Below are 14,748 nucleotides of genomic sequence, written 5' to 3'. Positions count from 1 at the left end.
CGGGCGCGGAATGCGGGTGCGGGTGCGGATGTGGCGCGGGGTGGGATCGGACGGCGCCGGCGCCGGCGCGGGCGTGGCGCCGTGCGGGTCAGACGGCGCCGGCGTCGACCCGGGGCGCCGGGACGGCGTCCTGCGCTCCCTGCGCTCCCTGCGCTCCCTGGGCGTCCTGCGCTTCCTGGGCGTCCTGCGCTCCCTTCGCCCCCTGGGCTCCCTTCGCTCCTTGGGCGACCGGTGTCTCCTCCGACAGCCCTCGCATGAGCCACCAGTACCCGGCCGCCGTCACCGTGCCGACGACGGCGCAGATGCCCCACAGCCACTCGGCGCCCCAGTGGTCGATGACGAACCCGGACATCAGCGGGGCGACCAGGGCGGCGACCGCCCAGGACATGGTGTACATCCCCTGGTACCGCCCGCGCCCGTGAACCGGCGACAGCCGGACGACGAGCCCCGTCTGGGTCGGCGCGTTCACGACCTCGGCCAGCGTCCACACGCACACCGTGAGGGCGAAGACCCCGACCGACCCGGCGAAGGCGGTGAGCCCGAAGCCGTACCCGGCCAGCAGCGAGGAGGCGACCAGCAGCAGCCGTGGATCGCGGTGCTCGATGAACCGCGTGACGGGGATCTGCAGGACGACGATCAGGACGCCGTTGACGGCGATGGCCAGACCGAAGTCGGCGGGCGTGAACCCGGCCTCACCCATGGCGACGGGCAGCCCCAGGTACCCCTGCTGGAAGATCACGGCGACGAGGAAGGACAGTCCGACGACGCTCATGTACCGCCCGTCGCGCAGCACGGTCCACAGCGAGACGGCGGGCTCCTCGCCCCCGCCGGCCTCGGCGCTCTCCGTCTGCTCCGGCCGGGACTCGGGCAGCTTCACGAAGATGAGGACGGCGCAGGCGAGCGTCATCCCGGCCTCGATCAGGAACCCGGCGAGATAGCTGACCTCGGCGATGAACCCGGCCGCCATGGAGGAGATCGCGAAGCCGAGGTTGATCGCCCAGTAGTTGAGGGAGAACGCCCGGACCCGGTCCTCGGGCCGCACGATGTCCGCCATCATCGCCTGCACGGCGGGCCGGGAGGCGTTGCTCGCCATGCCGACCAGGAAGGCGACGGCGGCGATGGTCACCGGGTCCCGCACGAAGCCGAGCAGCGCGACGGACAGCGCGGTGGAGGTCTGCGCGACCAGCAGCGTCGGCCGCCGCCCCATCCGGTCGGTCATCACCCCGGCGCCCAGCGAGGACACGACCCCGCCGAGCCCGTGCAGGGCGGCGACCAGACCGGCGTACGAGGCGGAGTAGCCGCGGTCGATGGTCAGGTACAGTGCCATGAAGGTGGCGACGAAGGCACCGAGCCGGTTGACCAGGGTGCTGGTCCACAGCCACCAGAACTCGCGGGGGAGCCCGGAGACGGTCTCCCGTGCGGCACGTCTGAGTCCGGCGACTGACATGGGTCCCCCGAGGTGGCTGTAAGCGGCTGATGCGGTAGGCACAACTTACAAACCGCTCTCTCGGCGAAGCCATTCAATTAACACTTCCCGTCAACCGTCCGCCCACCGGGCGCACGCGCGGGGGATCGCGGCCTTGGATTACGCTCGGGAGCATGGCCGACGCACCGTACAAGCTGATCCTCCTCCGCCACGGCGAGAGCGAGTGGAACGAGAAGAACCTGTTCACCGGCTGGGTGGACGTCAACCTCACACCGAAGGGCGAGAAGGAGGCGACGCGCGGCGGCGAGCTGCTCAAGGACGCCGGCCTGCTGCCCGACGTGGTCCACACGTCCGTCCAGAAGCGCGCGATCCGCACGGCCCAGCTCGCGCTGGAGGCCGCCGACCGCCACTGGATCCCGGTCCACCGCCACTGGCGCCTCAACGAGCGCCACTACGGCGCCCTCCAGGGCAAGGACAAGGCCCAGACCCTCGCGGAGTTCGGCGAGGAGCAGTTCATGCTGTGGCGCCGGTCCTACGACACCCCGCCGCCGCCGCTGGACCGCGACGCCGAGTACTCCCAGTTCTCCGACCCGCGCTACGCGGTCCTCCCGCCGGAGCTGCGCCCGCAGACGGAGTGCCTCAAGGACGTCGTCGGCCGCATGCTGCCCTACTGGTTCGACAGCATCGTCCCCGACCTCCTCACCGGCCGCACGGTCCTGGTCGCCGCCCACGGCAACTCCCTGCGCGCCCTGGTCAAGCACCTCGACGGCATCTCCGACGCGGACATCGCGGGCCTGAACATCCCGACGGGCATCCCGCTGTCCTACGAACTCGACGCCGAGTTCAAGCCGCTGAACCCGGGCGGCACGTACCTCGACCCGGACGCGGCAGCGGCAGCGATCGAGGCCGTGAAGAACCAGGGCAAGAAGAAGTAGGCACCCACGAAGAAGCCCCCTGCCTGCGGTTCTTCCGTCAGGAGGGGGCTTTTCGCTACCTCTTGCCTGGGACCTCTCCGGCGCTGTCGTCGTCACGCGCGCCGCATGCGTTTCTTCGTCGACCGGTACAGGCGGAACGTGCCGAACGAGAGGAACAGCATCCGTAGTGTGGGGTCTCCGCGGCGCAGGCGGGACTGGCGATACACGTCGTGTGAAGCGATGTCCTTGACCCACGAGAAACCGTTGGCGTCTTGGAAAGCGATACCACGGGCAAGAGTGCGCCGGCCGTTCGTGTATCGCGGTACTTCCAAGGTGATTTCTTCGTCCTTCAGCACTATGGGCGCGTTGGAGGGCAACCGCTTGATGCCCTCGGTGCCCTCGTAGAGCGCACCGACGTACAGGATGGGGCGATCAGCGGTGTTTCGGACATGGATGCGGATGAAGCTACGTTCATCGTTGGCATCGCGTTCCGCCCATGTGACGACCTTCAGAGCTTCATTCCGCTCCTCCTTCTTCCTGTCACGCAGAAGGATGTGGAAGCCCATGAGGAGGGAGCCCCCTGTGAGTACGGCGCTGAGCCATGCGGGGACCGTGCCCCATTCCCATCCGTTCATGACTGGGTCTTGCGTCGCCTACTTCGTACAGAAACACGGCTTGAGCCACTTCTGAGCCGCGGGAACGCGCCCCTGGCCCCAACGTCCTTCTTCAGCGGGCAGGTCCACCCCCTGGCACCGACGACCGTCCGGAACCGCCCTCACCGCGACCCGCCCGTCGCGATCGTCGCCCTGCTTGCCCCCCCCCCGGAGCCGTCCGCCCTGCGATCCCGACCGCGTCACCGACATCGTCCCGCTCAGAGGGCCTCCAAAGAGCGTCGGCTGACCGTCACCGATCACCGGGCCAGCCGGTCTGACGGTGGGCTGGCCCGCCACGGTCAGGTCTCCGACCGCAGCCGGTCCAGCTCGCTGCCGATCGCTTCCCGCAGCGCGCCATGCTGCGGACCGAGTCTGAACTGCTCGTCACTCCACCGTTCACGCGGATAGAGCCATACGGGAGCACCCACCATGTCAGCCGGCTCCCACTCGAACCGCGGCCAGACATGCGCATGCAAGAACGGGTCCGTGTTCCCCAGGATCTCCAGGTTGACCCGGCGGAATGCCGGGTCCAGCCGCCGACAGGCACGCTCGACCGCTTCGCCGAGCTGGTCCATGTCGGACAGGAACGACAGCCGCTTCGCCCTCGGCAGGTCCGACAGCCGCTGCACATCCGGTTCGTCCACGAGCAGAACCGAGTAGCCCGGCAGGAACTGAACGTCCCCGATCACCGCGAACCCCGCCGTCAACCGTCGCAGCACGGTCGGGTTCTCACCTCTCAGCGCAGTCCCGATTCGGTGCGTCCGCCAGTCACCAGTCATGGCCAGAAGCTACATCTGGGATCAAGAACCGCTCTTCGATCCCACCCTTCTCAGACAGTTCACAGATCAAGGTGATCTGCGAGGGCTTGCGGCGAGGTGGGTGCGGACGACCTGGGGGCTGCCCCGGTGGCCGCGCGCCTGGATCTCCAAGAACAGCCGGGTGCCGCACTCCTGACCTTGGGCGTCGGTGAAGTGGGCGTCGAGGCACGCCATTAACTACATGACGCTGGACGCCGCCTCCTTCTTCACAGGTTCAAGGTGGCGCGGGCCGGCCCCCGGCCGGAATCAGTCGGCCCTCTTGATCACCCGGGCAGGGACTCCCGCGACCAGGGTGCCGGCAGGGACATCACGCGTGACCACCGCGCCGGCAGCGACCACCGCGCCGGCGCCGACGGTCACCCCCTGCGTGATCACGGCGGCCGTCCCGATCCAGACGTCGTCCTCGATGACGATGGGGGCGAAGGAGAGGTACTCGCCGCGCTCGGCCAAGGGCAGTGGATGGCCTCCGGTGATGAGGCTTGCCTTCGGGGCGATCATGACGCCGTTCCCGATACGGATGCCTCCCTTGTCCATGAAGGTGCATCCCTGATTGACGAAGACGTTCTCCCCGAACGTCGTGTTCAGCCCGTGCTCGGTGAAGAACGGCGGGTAGATCGTCACCGATTCCGGCAGCGGGCCGCCAAATACAACTGAAAGTAGTTCCTTGCGGCCTTCGCTGTCGCTGAACGGAAGGACGTTCAGCCGAGACGTCGCGTCGGTCACTTCCACGACCCGCTCCGCGTGGCGTGCGAACTCGGGCGTGCGGACGTACATGACCTGCTCTGTGCGGGTAGACATGCGTCGATCTCACCACCGCGCAGAACAGTCGATCAAACAACCCCGGTCGGACCAGACACAACGGAAGGTTGTGGAAGTAGGGTTGGGGGCGTGGATGTTGAGGCGCTGCGGACGTTCGTGACCGTCGCTGAGGTCGGTCAGTTCCAGGCCGCGGCCGATGAGTTGGGGGTCAGCCAGCAGGCGGTCTCCAAGCGGATCGCGGCCCTGGAACGGCACATCGAGGTCCCGCTGCTGGTGCGGACCTCCCGAGGTTCTCGGCTGAGCCTGGACGGGCAGGTCTTCCTGCCCCACGCCAAGAAGGTCCTGGCGGCCGTCGCGCAGGCCGAGCAGGCCGTGCGTCCCGGAAGCCGTCCCTTGCGCGTCGACGTCCTCAACCGGCGTATCGCCCCGGCCCAGGCTGTCTACCGGTTCTACCGCTCCCATCCCGAGGTGGGTCTCGACGCGGTCACGCTGAGCACGGAGAACGCCGCCCAGGCCGCCCAAGCGGTACTCGAAGGGACCGTAGACGCGTCCTTCCGTGCCCTGCCGGCAGATCAGGTCCCGGCCGGGATCAGCGGCGAACGACTCCTGGACGCACCTCTGGAGCTCCTCGTCGGCCCCGGTCACCCGCTGGCTGACGCGCCCTGGGTCAGACCTGCGGACCTGGCCGGTCACCGCATCTGGATCCCCGGGATCCAGCCGGGCACGGAGTGGGCGGCGTTCTATCGGGCGCTGTCCGACGCCTTCGGCCTGAGCATCGACGCGCTCGGCCCCAACTTCGGTGACGAGGCCCTGATGGACGCGCTGGCCGACTCGGCCTCGCTGGCCACGCTGGTCGGCAGCGGGGACCGGTACCTGTGGACACAGACCCACGACCTGCGGCGTATCCCGTTGCGCGACCCGACTCCGGTCTACCCGCACGTGCTGCTGTTCCGCAGCGGAGACCAGCACCCCGTGCTGGCCGCGCTGCGCGAGCATCTGCGCACCACAGGCCCGAGAGCCCCGCACGACGTGTGGGCACCGAGCTGGGTAGACCGCTGACCAGACAACCGAACAGGTAGGGCGATGTCCCCTCCTTGCGGTGCTCCCGCCGAGGGAGGGGACCTGTCGCTGGTTTTCGGTCATCCCCGGACGCTCCCCGCACCCGGGGTCTAGCTCGTGCGGGCGCAGTTCCCCCGGTTTGCGTGCTGGGGGCCGTTGGCGGACGGGCGGATGTCGAAGTCGAAGATGGCGGTGGGCAGGTAGAGCGTGGCGCAGGAGTTGGGGATGTCGACCACGCCGCTGAAACGGCCTTCGACCGGGGCGGCGCCGAGCAGCAGGTAGGCCTGCTCGGGGGAGTAGCCGAACTTGGTCAGGTACTCGATCGCGTTCAGGCAGGCCCGCTGATAGGCGAGGTGGGAGTCGAGGTAGTGCTGGCGGCCGTCCTCGTCGACGGAGATGCCGACGAAGGTGAGGAACTCGCTGTAGCGCGGCTCCACGTTGCCGGGGAAGAAGACGGGGTTCGTCGTCACCCCGTAGGTCTGCATGCCGCCCTTGATGAGGTCGACGCCGAGGTCGAGGTAGCCGCCCATCTCGATCGCGCCGCAGAAGGTGATCTCGCCGTCGCCCTGGCTGAAGTGCAGGTCACCGGCGGAGAGCTTGCCGCCCTCGACGAAGACCGGCAGGAAGATGCGGGCGCCGCGGGTGAGGTTCTTGATGTCCTGGTTGCCGCCGTTCTCGCGCGGCGGCGCGGTGCGTGCCGCCTCCTGTGCCGCGCGTTCGAACGCGTCGCCCTCCAGCGTGCCGAGGAGCGCCCGCTGCGGTTCCGGCGGCAGCGCGAGCGGGGGTACCCGGTCGGGATCGGTCGCGATCAGCTCGGCCTCCCGGGCGTTCCACCGGGCGAGCAGGTCGTGCGAGGGGGCGGTGCCGATCATGCCGGGGTGGGTGATGCCGGTGAAGCGCACGCCGGGCAGGTGGCGGGAGGTGGCGATCTGCCCGTGGAAGTCCCAGACCGCCTTGTACGCGTCCGGGAAGCGCTCGGTGAGGAAACCGCCGCCGTTGGACTTGGCGAAGATGCCCGTGTAGCCCCAGCCCTGGCCGGCGACCGGGCCGGTCTCCTGCGGGACGGGGCCGACGTCGAGGATGTCGACCACCAGCAGGTCACCGGGCTGCGCGCCCTCGACGGCGACCGGTCCGCTCAGCGGGTGGACGATCGAGAGGTCGAGGTCGCGGATGTCGTTGGCGGAGTCGTCGTTGTGGACCATGCCGTCGAACCACTCGCGGCATTCGAGGCGGAACTCGGCGCCGGGCCGGACGGTCGCCACCGGCGGGATGTCGGGGTGCCAGCGGTTGTGCGGCGGGACTGCCTGGTCGTAGAACGACCGGGACTGGTCGACGCTGAAGAGCACTTCGGGCATCTGTCGTTCCTTGCCTGTCGGTCACGGTTTGGGGAGGCGGGCGTGCAGGGGATTCGGTGGGCGAGCAGGGCGACGGGGTGGTGCGGGCGGGCTGTGCAGTACCGCCGGCTCGTGTGCGCTGGCCTCGGCGGTGTCGCGTGCCCGTCGCAGGGCGGAGCGGGGAGAGGTGAGGGCAGGCGGGGCGTACAGACGCGTCGCCGCTCCGCCGCAGGTGGCGCACGTCGGCGGCTCGGGTGTCGGGGCGTCGATCGGGCGGACGACCTCGAACACGCCGCACCGGCCGCACGTGTAGTCGTACCTCGCCATGGGGTGCCTCCGCGTCGCTGGGGGCCGGGGGTGGGTGGTGCTGGGCGGGCTTCCCCCCCACTGCCGCTGAAGTGATTTGTGGCGGTTTGACCATAATGTTCGTTCAGCGGTGCGGCGGGGCGACGCGGTGCGGAGTAACTCTGTCGGGTACGGCGGCGCGCAGATGGGGGTCCCGCGCTGGTTCCGGCGCCCAACTCGTGTGCGCCGGGGCGCGTCGGCTGCGTAGAGTCGCGGCGTGCCCGAGTTGGAGCAGTTGGATGCCGGTCATGTCCAGGCGGTCCTGGACTTCGAGGTGGCGAACCGTGCGTACTTCGCCGCCTCCGTTCCCGATCGGGGCGACGCGTACTTCGAGCGGTTCGAAGAGCGGTACCGCGCCCTGCTCGCCGAGCAGGAGGCGGGTGTCTGCGTCTTCTACGTGCTGGTCGCAGAAGGCGGTCGCGTGCTGGGGCGGTTCAACCTGTACGACCTCGCGGAGGGCTCCGCCGGCCTCGGGTACAGGGTCGCGCGGGAAGTCTCCGGGCGCGGTGTGGCGACCGGGACCGTACGGGAGGTGTGCCGGCTGGCGGCGGAGCGGCACGGACTGCGGACGCTGCGGGCAGCCGCCGCCGACGCCAACCCGGCGTCGCAGAAGGTGCTGACCAAGGCCGGGTTCGTCGCGGTCGGGCCGGCCGGTCCCGCCGACCTCGGCGGGAAGACCGGGCTCTGGTACCGGCGCGACCTGGTGGTCCCGGCGTAGGCGGCGCGGTCGGTCACGGTCGGTCCAGCCGGTCCAGCCGGTCCAGCCGGTCCGGTCGGTCCGGTCGGCTCAGGGTGCCGGGTCCGGCGGTTCCACGATCGCGCGCAGTGCCGCGAGGTGGCCCTGGTACGCGGCGTGGCCCTGCTTGGTCAGGCGGAGCCAGACGCGTTGGCGGGTGTCGCGGACGGCCTTGCGTTGTTCGGCGTAGCCGGCGTCCATCAGTACGGTGACGTGTTTGCTCAACGCCGATGCGGACAGGCCGAGTTGCTTCTGGACCAGGGCGAACTCCGCCTCCCCGGCGCCCTCCAGCAGCGCGCAGATGCGCAGGCGGTGCGGGGCGTGGATGGTGGTGTCGAAGCCCGCCATCGGGTCGCCCGGGTCGCCGCTGCCGGCGCTCACGCGGACCTCCGGTGCAGGCGTACGAAGGTCAGGTGGAAGCCGACGGACACGGCCGCGCCGATCAGTGAGGACGCGATCAGCCAGGCCGCCCGGCCCGTGGCGTGGAAGGCGTACGGTCCGCCGACCAGCAGGAGGGGCAGGCCGACCGCGAGCGGCATGGTCGCGCGCTTCGGCAGGACGTCCAGCCGCAGGGCCACGCCGGTCCTCTCGCGCCACGACTTCGAGGCGACGGCGAGGAGTGCCGCGTAGAGGGCGGTGGCCGCCAGCATCACGGCCATCCAGGCGGGGCGCGGGAGCAGCCAGTCCCGGTCGGCCACGATGCCTCCGACGGTGACCGGGAGGGCGGCGACGTAGAGCGTCAGCGTGATGAAGAACCAGGTCGGCCAGGGTGTGGCCGCCAGCGCCGTGGCCGAGGCCCGGACGCGGTCGGTGTCGGCCAGGGCGGCGCGGGCCTGCTCCGGCGTCAGGGGGACCCCGTTTGTTTCCATGCCGGAAAGAGTAGCCTTTTGTTTCCGGTGTGGAAAGTCTTGGGTTTCCGGTGTGGCAAGTCTTGGGTTTCCGATGTGGCAAGTGAGGGAGTGGTTCAGCTCAGTGGCTCAGCTCCCCGCCGACGGCGCCCCGGAGCCGTTCCCGGCGTCGACCGCGTACCCGGGCACGGACGGCCACCGCACCGTCAGCACCACCGCGTCCTCCTCCGCGTACCAGGAGTGGTCGACGCCCCGGCCCCACACGACGTAGTCGCCCTGCCGGGCCAGGACGACGCTGCGGCCGGGCAGTTCCACCCGGAAGCGGCCGCTGACCAGGACCTGCAGCGTGGTGCGCTGCTCGCCGGTGACCCAGTGGACGCGCTCGTCGCCCTTCGGGTGGACGCCCCACTTGATCTCCACGTCCTCGCTGTGCCGGGGATCGGAGGCGTCCTTGAAGTGCCCCAGCAGCCATCCCCGGTCCAGTGCCGCGTCCTCGCCCGCGTTGCCCACGTACACGCTGTCCGTCATGGCTCCGGAAGCTAGCAGCCCGCTCGGCCCGGGGGCGGGCGCCGCCCCCCTTCAGGCCGGTTCCACCGGCAGCCACAGTTCGGTGGTCGCCGTCGTGAAGTCGGCCGTTCGGTCCAGGACCGCCACGATCGACGGGCCGGGGCGCAGGCGCCACGGGTGGGAGGGGAACCACTCGGACGCCGTGGCCGCCCAGGTGGTCTGGAGGGATTCCGGGTAGGGGCCCGAGCTGCGGAAGACCGCCCAGGTGCCCGCCGGGACCTCGATGGCGTCGAGGTCGTCGGGGGCGGGGGTGCCGGCGGAGACGGCCACGCCGTGGAGGTAGGTCAGCTCCGTGCCCTCCGCGCCGTCCTGGGCCACGTCGTCGCAGACCTGGAGCAGTCCGGCCGGGTCCGTGTCGCCGAGGGACTTCAGGCGGACGTGGGCCTCCTGGGGGAGTGCGGCGATGTGCTGCCGGATGTGCGGGTTGACGCCCTCGTGGATGAGGGGGACGCGGGCCGCGTGGCCGATCAGGCGGAAGGCGGGGCGGTCGGTGAAACGGGTGTCCATGGGGGTGCTCCCTTCGACGGTCAGGCGGAACCTGAGCTGCGGTTGGCTCCGAAGGGGGCCGCCGTCGCGGCGTACGTCGCGCGGGGCGGCGCCGTGCACCGACCGGAACGCGCGCCCGAACGCCTCCGTCGAGCCGTATCCGTACCGGACGGCGATGCCCAGCAGGTCGTCGCCGCCCCGTACGACGTCGGCGGCGGCGACGGTCATGCGGCGCCGGCGGACGTACTCCGACAGCGGCATGCCCGCCAGCGACGAGAACATCCGCCGCAGGTGGTACTCGGTCGTGCCGAGCCCCGCGGCCAGCGCGGGTACGTCGGGTTCCTCGCCGAGGTGCTCCTCGACCAGGTCGACGAGCCGGTTCAGTGCCGGGATCATGCGGCCTCCCTTCGGCGTCCACCGTGGCAGCGGGTGCCGTCGCGGCGCCCGATCGCCGCGGACCGGTTCGGTCGGCCGGGTTCGGGCGTTCCGGTCAGGCGGGCGCGGACACCTGCGGCTGGTCCGGCCACGTGAAGGCGTAGCGGGGGTCGCCTCCGCGGGTCAGGCGGACGTGGCGCAGGAGTTCGCGCACGATGCCCGCGCCGCCCATCGCCCAGCCGGTCCGCGGTTCGAGGTCGCCCGGCGTGGACCGGAAGTCGACGTTCGACCAGCGGGCGCCGTCGGCGTCCCGGGTCGCGCGGGCGGTCAGGTCCGCGACCAGGACCCCGGCGAAACCGGACGCGTCCCGCTGCTCGGCGAGCCGGTCGCAGGCCAGGGCCAGGACGCCCGCCGTGCCGCAGCAGCGGCCGTTGTTGTCCCAGAAGCCGGGGCGCAGCCGCCGGGGGAGGCCCGAGTGGGTGACCGTGTGCCAGCAGCGGTCGGCCAGTGCGGTCCAGGCGGCATCGGACGTGACGTCGCGCAGGGTGCGGAAGAGCTGGGCGTCGCCGGCCGGGCCGTGGCACCAGCCGTAGCTGACCGGGTCGATGAGGTCCGGGAGGTACTGCGGGGTGGAGTGCGGGGCCAGGAAGCCGTCGGGGCCCGCCGAGTCGCGGGACACGACGTCGGCCGCGGCGGACAGCGCGAGGTCGAGCAGATCGCCCCGGCCGGTGGCCGCGCCGACGCGGGCGAGGGCCAGGGCGATGCCGAGGGTGCCGTGCGAGACGTGGTGCAGGCGGGCCTCGACGCCTGTGCGGTGCGGCCAGTGGACGCCGTTCGGCGTCCGTTCCGCCGTGCGCAGGTACGGCTCCACGGCCAGGACGGCCAGGTCGGGGTCGCCGGCCAGCAGGGCGCCGAGGCCGATGCCCGCGTTGCCGCCCATCAGCTCGAACAGCTCGCCCCAGCGGGTGCCGTCGAAGCGGGAGCGGACGAGGCGGAGGGCGCGGTCCGCCGCCTCGCCCGCGGCCGTGTCGCCCAGGGCGTCGTGGACGGCGCGCAGGACCAGCGCCAGTCCCGTACGGCCGAAGTACAGGGAATCGTCCTCCAGGCTGTCGACCGAGGACGCGAGGGAACGGGCCGCGCGCAGGGCGGTGTCGGCGTAGGCGTCGTCGCCGAAGTGGTGCCATGCCTCCAGGAACACCGGGACGATGCCCGCCGTGCCGTCGTAGAGCATCTGCTCCACGGCTTCGTCGGAGGGCTTCGTCGGCCAGGCGAGACCGCCGCCGGGGGTTTCCCGCGCCGTCCCCGTCAGCCACCGCAGCCCGTCCACCGCGAGGTCCTCGACCTCGTCGGCCGTCACGAGCGTGGTTCCCGGTGCCGTCATGGGGCCACTCTCGCACCCGGGTGTTCCCCGGCCCCAGGGGGGTGCCGCGGTCAGTTCGCCGGCGTCAGGTGCCGCGTGCGCCGTCCGCGCAGCGTCTGCCACACGGCACCCAGGGCCAGCGACTGGACCAGCGCCGAGAGCACGATGCCGCCGACGAAGAACCACGTCGGGGTGTCGCCGCCCCAGCCCGCCTCGCCGAGCCAGGCCACGAGACCGAAGGCCGGGAAGGTGAACAGGGCCGGCCAGACCCAGACGAGGGAGGCGTCGGGGCCGGAGCCGAAGAGGGGCTCCGCCGCGGCGAGCGCCGTCGCCCCGCCGACCAGGGCCAGGTAGACCGCCGAGACGCGGTTGGCGACGGCCAGACGGGCCAGGGCGCGCATCCGGTCGGCGCGTATCGGGTTGAGGCGTGTCCGGCTGGTGGTCTTCGTCATCAGGTCTCGGCCCCCGGGGGTCGTGTGCGTCCGGCTTCCTGTCTCCAGGGTCGGACGGAACGGTTTCGGGGGCCTGAGTACCCGTACTCAAGCCGTACGACGCGGCACTCAGGGACGGTCGTACGACTTGAGTACGGCGTACCGCTACCGCGTCAGCCGCACTGGCAGGGGCTGCCCGACTGGCAGCCGCAGCCGCAGCCCGAGCCGCAGCCGCACGCGGCGATCAGCGGCAGGCTGCGGATCTCGGCGGGCTGCTCGGTGGGGCGTTCCTGTGCGGGGTCGGGCTTCGTGCTGGGGGAATCGGCCATGGTTCCTCCTGGAAGCGGGTGCCGGGGACCGGGTGTGCGGGTCCATTGCACGCCCCCGGCGGCCGTCGCATCAACGGCGCACTGGAGCGGACGCGCGCCCCCGGCCCGCTCCCGCGCGGCTCAGGCCCCCTCGGCCTGCGTCGCCGGCTGGATGTCCGCCTGCAGGTTGTCCGCGTGCTCGCCGGTGACCAGGTAGACCACCCGCTTGGCGACCGCGACCGCGTGGTCGGCGTACCGCTCGTAGTAGCGGCCCAGCAGCGTCACGTCGACCGCCGTCTCGATGCCGTGCTTCCAGCGGTCGTCCATCAGGTGCTGGAAGAGGGTGCGGTGCAGGAGGTCCATCGCGTCGTCGTCCTGCTCCAGCTGGAGCGCCAGGTCGACGTCCTTGGTGATGATCACCTCGGCGGCCTTCGCCATCAGGCGCTGCGCGAGCTGGCCCATCTCCAGGATGGTCGCGTGCAGGTCGTGCGGCACCGCGCGCTCCGGGTAGCGCAGCCGGGCCAGCTTGGCCACGTGCTGGGCCAGGTCGCCCGAGCGCTCCAGGTCGGCCGACATCCGCAGCGAGGTGACGACGATGCGCAGGTCCGTCGCCACCGGCTGCTGGCGGGCCAGCAGCGTTATCGCCCGCGCCTCCAGCTCGTGCTGGAGGTCGTCGACCTTCTGGTCCGCCTCGATGACGGCCTCGGCCAGCTTGAGGTCGGAGTCGAGGATCGCGGTCGTGGCGCGTCCGATGGCCGACCCGACCAGCCGGGCCATCTCCACCAGACCGTCACCGATCGAATCAAGTTCCTCGTGGTACGCGTCCCGCATCAGGATTCCCTCTCGTACGTCCGTTTAAGGGCGCGAAGAGCGGCCTCGTGCCCCTCGCCGTGCCCCCACGCTTACACGTTCCGGCCCGTACGCGTCCGTTTCCGGCACCCCACGTGAACCGGCCCTGGCTCCAAGGTGAACTCTGGGCGACGAGTGTTCGAGGTCGCACCCCGATGGCTGGGGCGCGGCCGTTCGGCGTGCCTAACCTGGAGACATGGACGTGAACGCGGCGGTCGCCGCAGTGGCGGCGATCGCCGGAGTGCTCACCGGTGTCATCGCCGTGCTGGCGTTCCGCTGGAGCGAGCGGGAGCAGAAGCGCCCCACGCGCAGCTCGCTGCACACGGACCCGGTGCTGCCGCCGGGTGTCGACACCGTCCTGTCCGTACTGCGCTCCTCCGCGGTCGTCCTCGACGAGGCCGACGCGGTGGTCAAGGCCAGCTCGGCGGCGTACGCCCTCGGCCTGGTCCGGGGCGGCAAGCTCGCCGTCGAGCCGATGCTGCAGATGGCCAGGGACACCCGGCGGGACGGGGAGATACGGCAGGTCGAGCTGGACCTGCCGCGGCGCGGCAACGGGCGGGGGGAGGCCCTGGCCGTCTCCGCACGCGTCGCGCCCCTCGGCTCCCGGCTGGTGCTGCTGCTGGTCGAGGACCTCACCGAGGCCCGCCGCATCGAAGCCGTACGGCGCGACTTCGTCGCCAACGTGAGCCACGAGCTGAAGACGCCGGTGGGGGCGCTCTCGCTGCTGTCCGAGGCCGTCATGGACGCCTCCGACGACCCGGAGGCCGTGGAGCGGTTCGCCGGACGGATGCAGATCGAGGCGACCCGGCTCACCAACCTCGTGCAGGAGCTCATCGACCTCTCGCGGGTGCAGAACGACGACCCCCTCGACGACGCCGAGCCCGTCCGGGTGGACGAGCTGGTCGACGAGGCCATCGACCGGTGCCGGCACGCGGCCGGCACCAAGCAGATCACCATGGCCGCCGGAGGCACGGCGGACCTGCACGTACGCGGCAACCGCGGCCAGCTCGCCGCCGCCCTCGGCAACCTCGTCGAGAACGCCGTCAACTACTCGCCGGCCCGCACCCGCGTCGGCATCGCCGCCCGCCGCGTCGCCGCCACCGGCGGCGACCTGATCGAGATCGCCGTGACCGACCAGGGCATCGGCATCTCGGAGAAGGACAAGGAGCGCGTCTTCGAGCGCTTCTACCGCGTCGACCCGGCCCGCTCCCGGGCCACCGGGGGCACCGGTCTGGGTCTCGCGATCGTCAAGCACGTGGTCGCCTCGCACGGCGGGGAGGTCACGGTGTGGAGCGCCGAAGGCCAGGGCTCCACGTTCACCCTGCGACTGCCGGAGGCGGGCCTGGCCCGCGACCGCGCGCAGCAGCGGTCCGACCGCGCCGGGCTCAGCGACGAGACCGAGCGGTCGTCCTCATCCCCGCATTCCCCCCATACATCCCCGTACGAAACGTTTCCCGCCCCGGAGGTCCTTCCGTGACCC

18 protein-coding genes are annotated in these 14,748 nt (G+C 71.3%); 4 read left to right on the top strand and 14 right to left on the bottom strand.

Annotation, left to right across the window (positions count from 1 at the left end):
- Nucleotides 1–88 precede the first annotated feature (88 nt).
- Complete coding sequence (locus Sdi02f_RS14985; RefSeq protein WP_245962190.1) at nucleotides 89–1,447, bottom strand: MDR family MFS transporter; 1,359 nt, start codon at nucleotides 1,445–1,447, stop codon at nucleotides 89–91.
- Nucleotides 1,448–1,599: 152 nt separating this feature from the next.
- Here Sdi02f_RS14985 and Sdi02f_RS14980 point away from each other — a divergent pair, with 152 nt between their 5' ends.
- Entirely contained in the window at nucleotides 1,600–2,361 is a 762-nt protein-coding gene (locus Sdi02f_RS14980) for a phosphoglyceromutase (RefSeq protein WP_031047797.1), read from the top strand.
- Nucleotides 2,362–2,453: 92 nt separating this feature from the next.
- Here Sdi02f_RS14980 and Sdi02f_RS14975 read toward each other — a convergent pair whose 3' ends face one another.
- The 3 genes from Sdi02f_RS14975 to Sdi02f_RS14965 all read right to left on the bottom strand — a co-directional run bounded on the left by Sdi02f_RS14975 (nucleotide 2,454) and on the right by Sdi02f_RS14965 (nucleotide 4,585).
- Nucleotides 2,454–2,906: a hypothetical protein gene (locus Sdi02f_RS14975; RefSeq protein ID WP_159107651.1), complete on the bottom strand. Its 453-nt coding sequence runs from the start codon at nucleotides 2,904–2,906 to the stop codon at nucleotides 2,454–2,456.
- 386 nt (nucleotides 2,907–3,292) lie between these two features.
- Entirely contained in the window at nucleotides 3,293–3,772 is a 480-nt protein-coding gene (locus tag Sdi02f_RS14970; protein WP_031086021.1) for an HIT family protein, read from the bottom strand.
- A gap of 285 nt (nucleotides 3,773–4,057) precedes the next feature.
- On the bottom strand, nucleotides 4,058–4,585 hold the full coding sequence (locus tag Sdi02f_RS14965) for a DapH/DapD/GlmU-related protein (RefSeq protein ID WP_108933437.1): 528 nt from the start codon (nucleotides 4,583–4,585) through the stop codon (nucleotides 4,058–4,060).
- Nucleotides 4,586–4,699: 114 nt separating this feature from the next.
- On the opposite strand from Sdi02f_RS14965, the gene Sdi02f_RS14960 reads away from it, so the two are divergent.
- Complete coding sequence (locus tag Sdi02f_RS14960; protein WP_108933406.1) at nucleotides 4,700–5,629, top strand: LysR family transcriptional regulator; 930 nt, start codon at nucleotides 4,700–4,702, stop codon at nucleotides 5,627–5,629.
- Between the two features lie 110 nt (nucleotides 5,630–5,739).
- Here Sdi02f_RS14960 and fmdA read toward each other — a convergent pair whose 3' ends face one another.
- A complete protein-coding gene (gene fmdA, locus Sdi02f_RS14955; RefSeq protein ID WP_031186190.1) occupies nucleotides 5,740–6,984 on the bottom strand; it encodes a formamidase in 1,245 nt (414 codons plus the stop codon).
- Nucleotides 6,985–7,005: 21 nt separating this feature from the next.
- Nucleotides 7,006–7,290, bottom strand: coding sequence for an FmdB family zinc ribbon protein (locus Sdi02f_RS36855; protein ID WP_108933405.1), 285 nt, complete (start codon nucleotides 7,288–7,290; stop codon nucleotides 7,006–7,008).
- A gap of 235 nt (nucleotides 7,291–7,525) precedes the next feature.
- Here Sdi02f_RS36855 and Sdi02f_RS14945 point away from each other — a divergent pair, with 235 nt between their 5' ends.
- Complete coding sequence (locus Sdi02f_RS14945; protein ID WP_108933404.1) at nucleotides 7,526–8,026, top strand: GNAT family N-acetyltransferase; 501 nt, start codon at nucleotides 7,526–7,528, stop codon at nucleotides 8,024–8,026.
- Between the two features lie 69 nt (nucleotides 8,027–8,095).
- Here the strand turns inward: Sdi02f_RS14945 and Sdi02f_RS14940 are convergent, their stop codons facing one another.
- From Sdi02f_RS14940 to phoU, 8 genes are all read right to left on the bottom strand, one after another.
- A complete protein-coding gene (locus tag Sdi02f_RS14940) occupies nucleotides 8,096–8,425 on the bottom strand; it encodes a transcriptional regulator (protein ID WP_382143935.1) in 330 nt (109 codons plus the stop codon).
- Nucleotides 8,422–8,913 (bottom strand): hypothetical protein, encoded by a 492-nt coding sequence (locus Sdi02f_RS14935; RefSeq protein ID WP_108933403.1) that lies wholly within the window; start codon nucleotides 8,911–8,913, stop codon nucleotides 8,422–8,424. Before Sdi02f_RS14935 ends, Sdi02f_RS14940 begins: the two co-directional genes overlap by 4 nt.
- Before the next feature lie 108 nt (nucleotides 8,914–9,021).
- A complete protein-coding gene (locus Sdi02f_RS14930) occupies nucleotides 9,022–9,420 on the bottom strand; it encodes a cupin domain-containing protein (RefSeq protein ID WP_108933402.1) in 399 nt (132 codons plus the stop codon).
- A gap of 51 nt (nucleotides 9,421–9,471) precedes the next feature.
- Nucleotides 9,472–10,341: an AraC family transcriptional regulator gene (locus tag Sdi02f_RS14925; RefSeq protein ID WP_053638694.1), complete on the bottom strand. Its 870-nt coding sequence runs from the start codon at nucleotides 10,339–10,341 to the stop codon at nucleotides 9,472–9,474.
- A gap of 94 nt (nucleotides 10,342–10,435) precedes the next feature.
- Complete coding sequence (locus tag Sdi02f_RS14920; RefSeq protein WP_108933401.1) at nucleotides 10,436–11,701, bottom strand: lanthionine synthetase LanC family protein; 1,266 nt, start codon at nucleotides 11,699–11,701, stop codon at nucleotides 10,436–10,438.
- A gap of 50 nt (nucleotides 11,702–11,751) precedes the next feature.
- Nucleotides 11,752–12,132: an SCO4225 family membrane protein gene (locus Sdi02f_RS14915; RefSeq protein ID WP_108933400.1), complete on the bottom strand. Its 381-nt coding sequence runs from the start codon at nucleotides 12,130–12,132 to the stop codon at nucleotides 11,752–11,754.
- 152 nt (nucleotides 12,133–12,284) lie between these two features.
- Nucleotides 12,285–12,440, bottom strand: coding sequence for a hypothetical protein (locus Sdi02f_RS14910; RefSeq protein ID WP_167458176.1), 156 nt, complete (start codon nucleotides 12,438–12,440; stop codon nucleotides 12,285–12,287).
- Between the two features lie 120 nt (nucleotides 12,441–12,560).
- Nucleotides 12,561–13,250, bottom strand: coding sequence for a phosphate signaling complex protein PhoU (gene phoU / locus Sdi02f_RS14905; RefSeq protein ID WP_030403547.1), 690 nt, complete (start codon nucleotides 13,248–13,250; stop codon nucleotides 12,561–12,563).
- Between the two features lie 214 nt (nucleotides 13,251–13,464).
- Here phoU and phoR point away from each other — a divergent pair, with 214 nt between their 5' ends.
- On the top strand, nucleotides 13,465–14,745 hold the full coding sequence (gene phoR, locus Sdi02f_RS14900; RefSeq protein ID WP_030403546.1) for a two-component system sensor histidine kinase PhoR: 1,281 nt from the start codon (nucleotides 13,465–13,467) through the stop codon (nucleotides 14,743–14,745).
- Nucleotides 14,746–14,748 lie beyond the last annotated feature (3 nt).

It is taken from the genome of Streptomyces ardesiacus (assembly GCF_003112575.1).
GTDB classification, from domain to species: domain Bacteria; phylum Actinomycetota; class Actinomycetes; order Streptomycetales; family Streptomycetaceae; genus Streptomyces; species Streptomyces ardesiacus.
The sequence above is the reverse complement of the archived record's forward strand: the minus strand, read 5'-3'. Positions and strand labels throughout refer to the sequence as shown.

Excerpts from the sequence above, each read along its gene's own strand:
- Sdi02f_RS14985 (WP_245962190.1), bottom strand. The coding sequence starts at position 1,447 with ATGTCAGTCGCCGGACTCAGACGTGCCGCACGGGAGACCGTCTCCGGG.
- Sdi02f_RS14980 (WP_031047797.1), top strand. The coding sequence starts at position 1,600 with ATGGCCGACGCACCGTACAAGCTGATCCTCCTCCGCCACGGCGAGAGC.
- Sdi02f_RS14975 (WP_159107651.1), bottom strand. The coding sequence starts at position 2,906 with ATGGGCTTCCACATCCTTCTGCGTGACAGGAAGAAGGAGGAGCGGAAT.
- Sdi02f_RS14970 (WP_031086021.1), bottom strand. The coding sequence starts at position 3,772 with ATGACTGGTGACTGGCGGACGCACCGAATCGGGACTGCGCTGAGAGGT.
- Sdi02f_RS14965 (WP_108933437.1), bottom strand. The coding sequence starts at position 4,585 with ATGTACGTCCGCACGCCCGAGTTCGCACGCCACGCGGAGCGGGTCGTG.
- fmdA (WP_031186190.1), bottom strand. The coding sequence starts at position 6,984 with ATGCCCGAAGTGCTCTTCAGCGTCGACCAGTCCCGGTCGTTCTACGAC.
- Sdi02f_RS36855 (WP_108933405.1), bottom strand. The coding sequence starts at position 7,290 with ATGGCGAGGTACGACTACACGTGCGGCCGGTGCGGCGTGTTCGAGGTC.
- Sdi02f_RS14935 (WP_108933403.1), bottom strand. The coding sequence starts at position 8,913 with ATGGAAACAAACGGGGTCCCCCTGACGCCGGAGCAGGCCCGCGCCGCC.
- Sdi02f_RS14930 (WP_108933402.1), bottom strand. The coding sequence starts at position 9,420 with ATGACGGACAGCGTGTACGTGGGCAACGCGGGCGAGGACGCGGCACTG.
- Sdi02f_RS14925 (WP_053638694.1), bottom strand. The coding sequence starts at position 10,341 with ATGATCCCGGCACTGAACCGGCTCGTCGACCTGGTCGAGGAGCACCTC.
- Sdi02f_RS14920 (WP_108933401.1), bottom strand. The coding sequence starts at position 11,701 with ATGACGGCACCGGGAACCACGCTCGTGACGGCCGACGAGGTCGAGGAC.
- Sdi02f_RS14915 (WP_108933400.1), bottom strand. The coding sequence starts at position 12,132 with ATGACGAAGACCACCAGCCGGACACGCCTCAACCCGATACGCGCCGAC.
- Sdi02f_RS14910 (WP_167458176.1), bottom strand. The coding sequence starts at position 12,440 with ATGGCCGATTCCCCCAGCACGAAGCCCGACCCCGCACAGGAACGCCCC.
- phoU (WP_030403547.1), bottom strand. The coding sequence starts at position 13,250 with ATGCGGGACGCGTACCACGAGGAACTTGATTCGATCGGTGACGGTCTG.
- phoR (WP_030403546.1), top strand. The coding sequence starts at position 13,465 with ATGGACGTGAACGCGGCGGTCGCCGCAGTGGCGGCGATCGCCGGAGTG.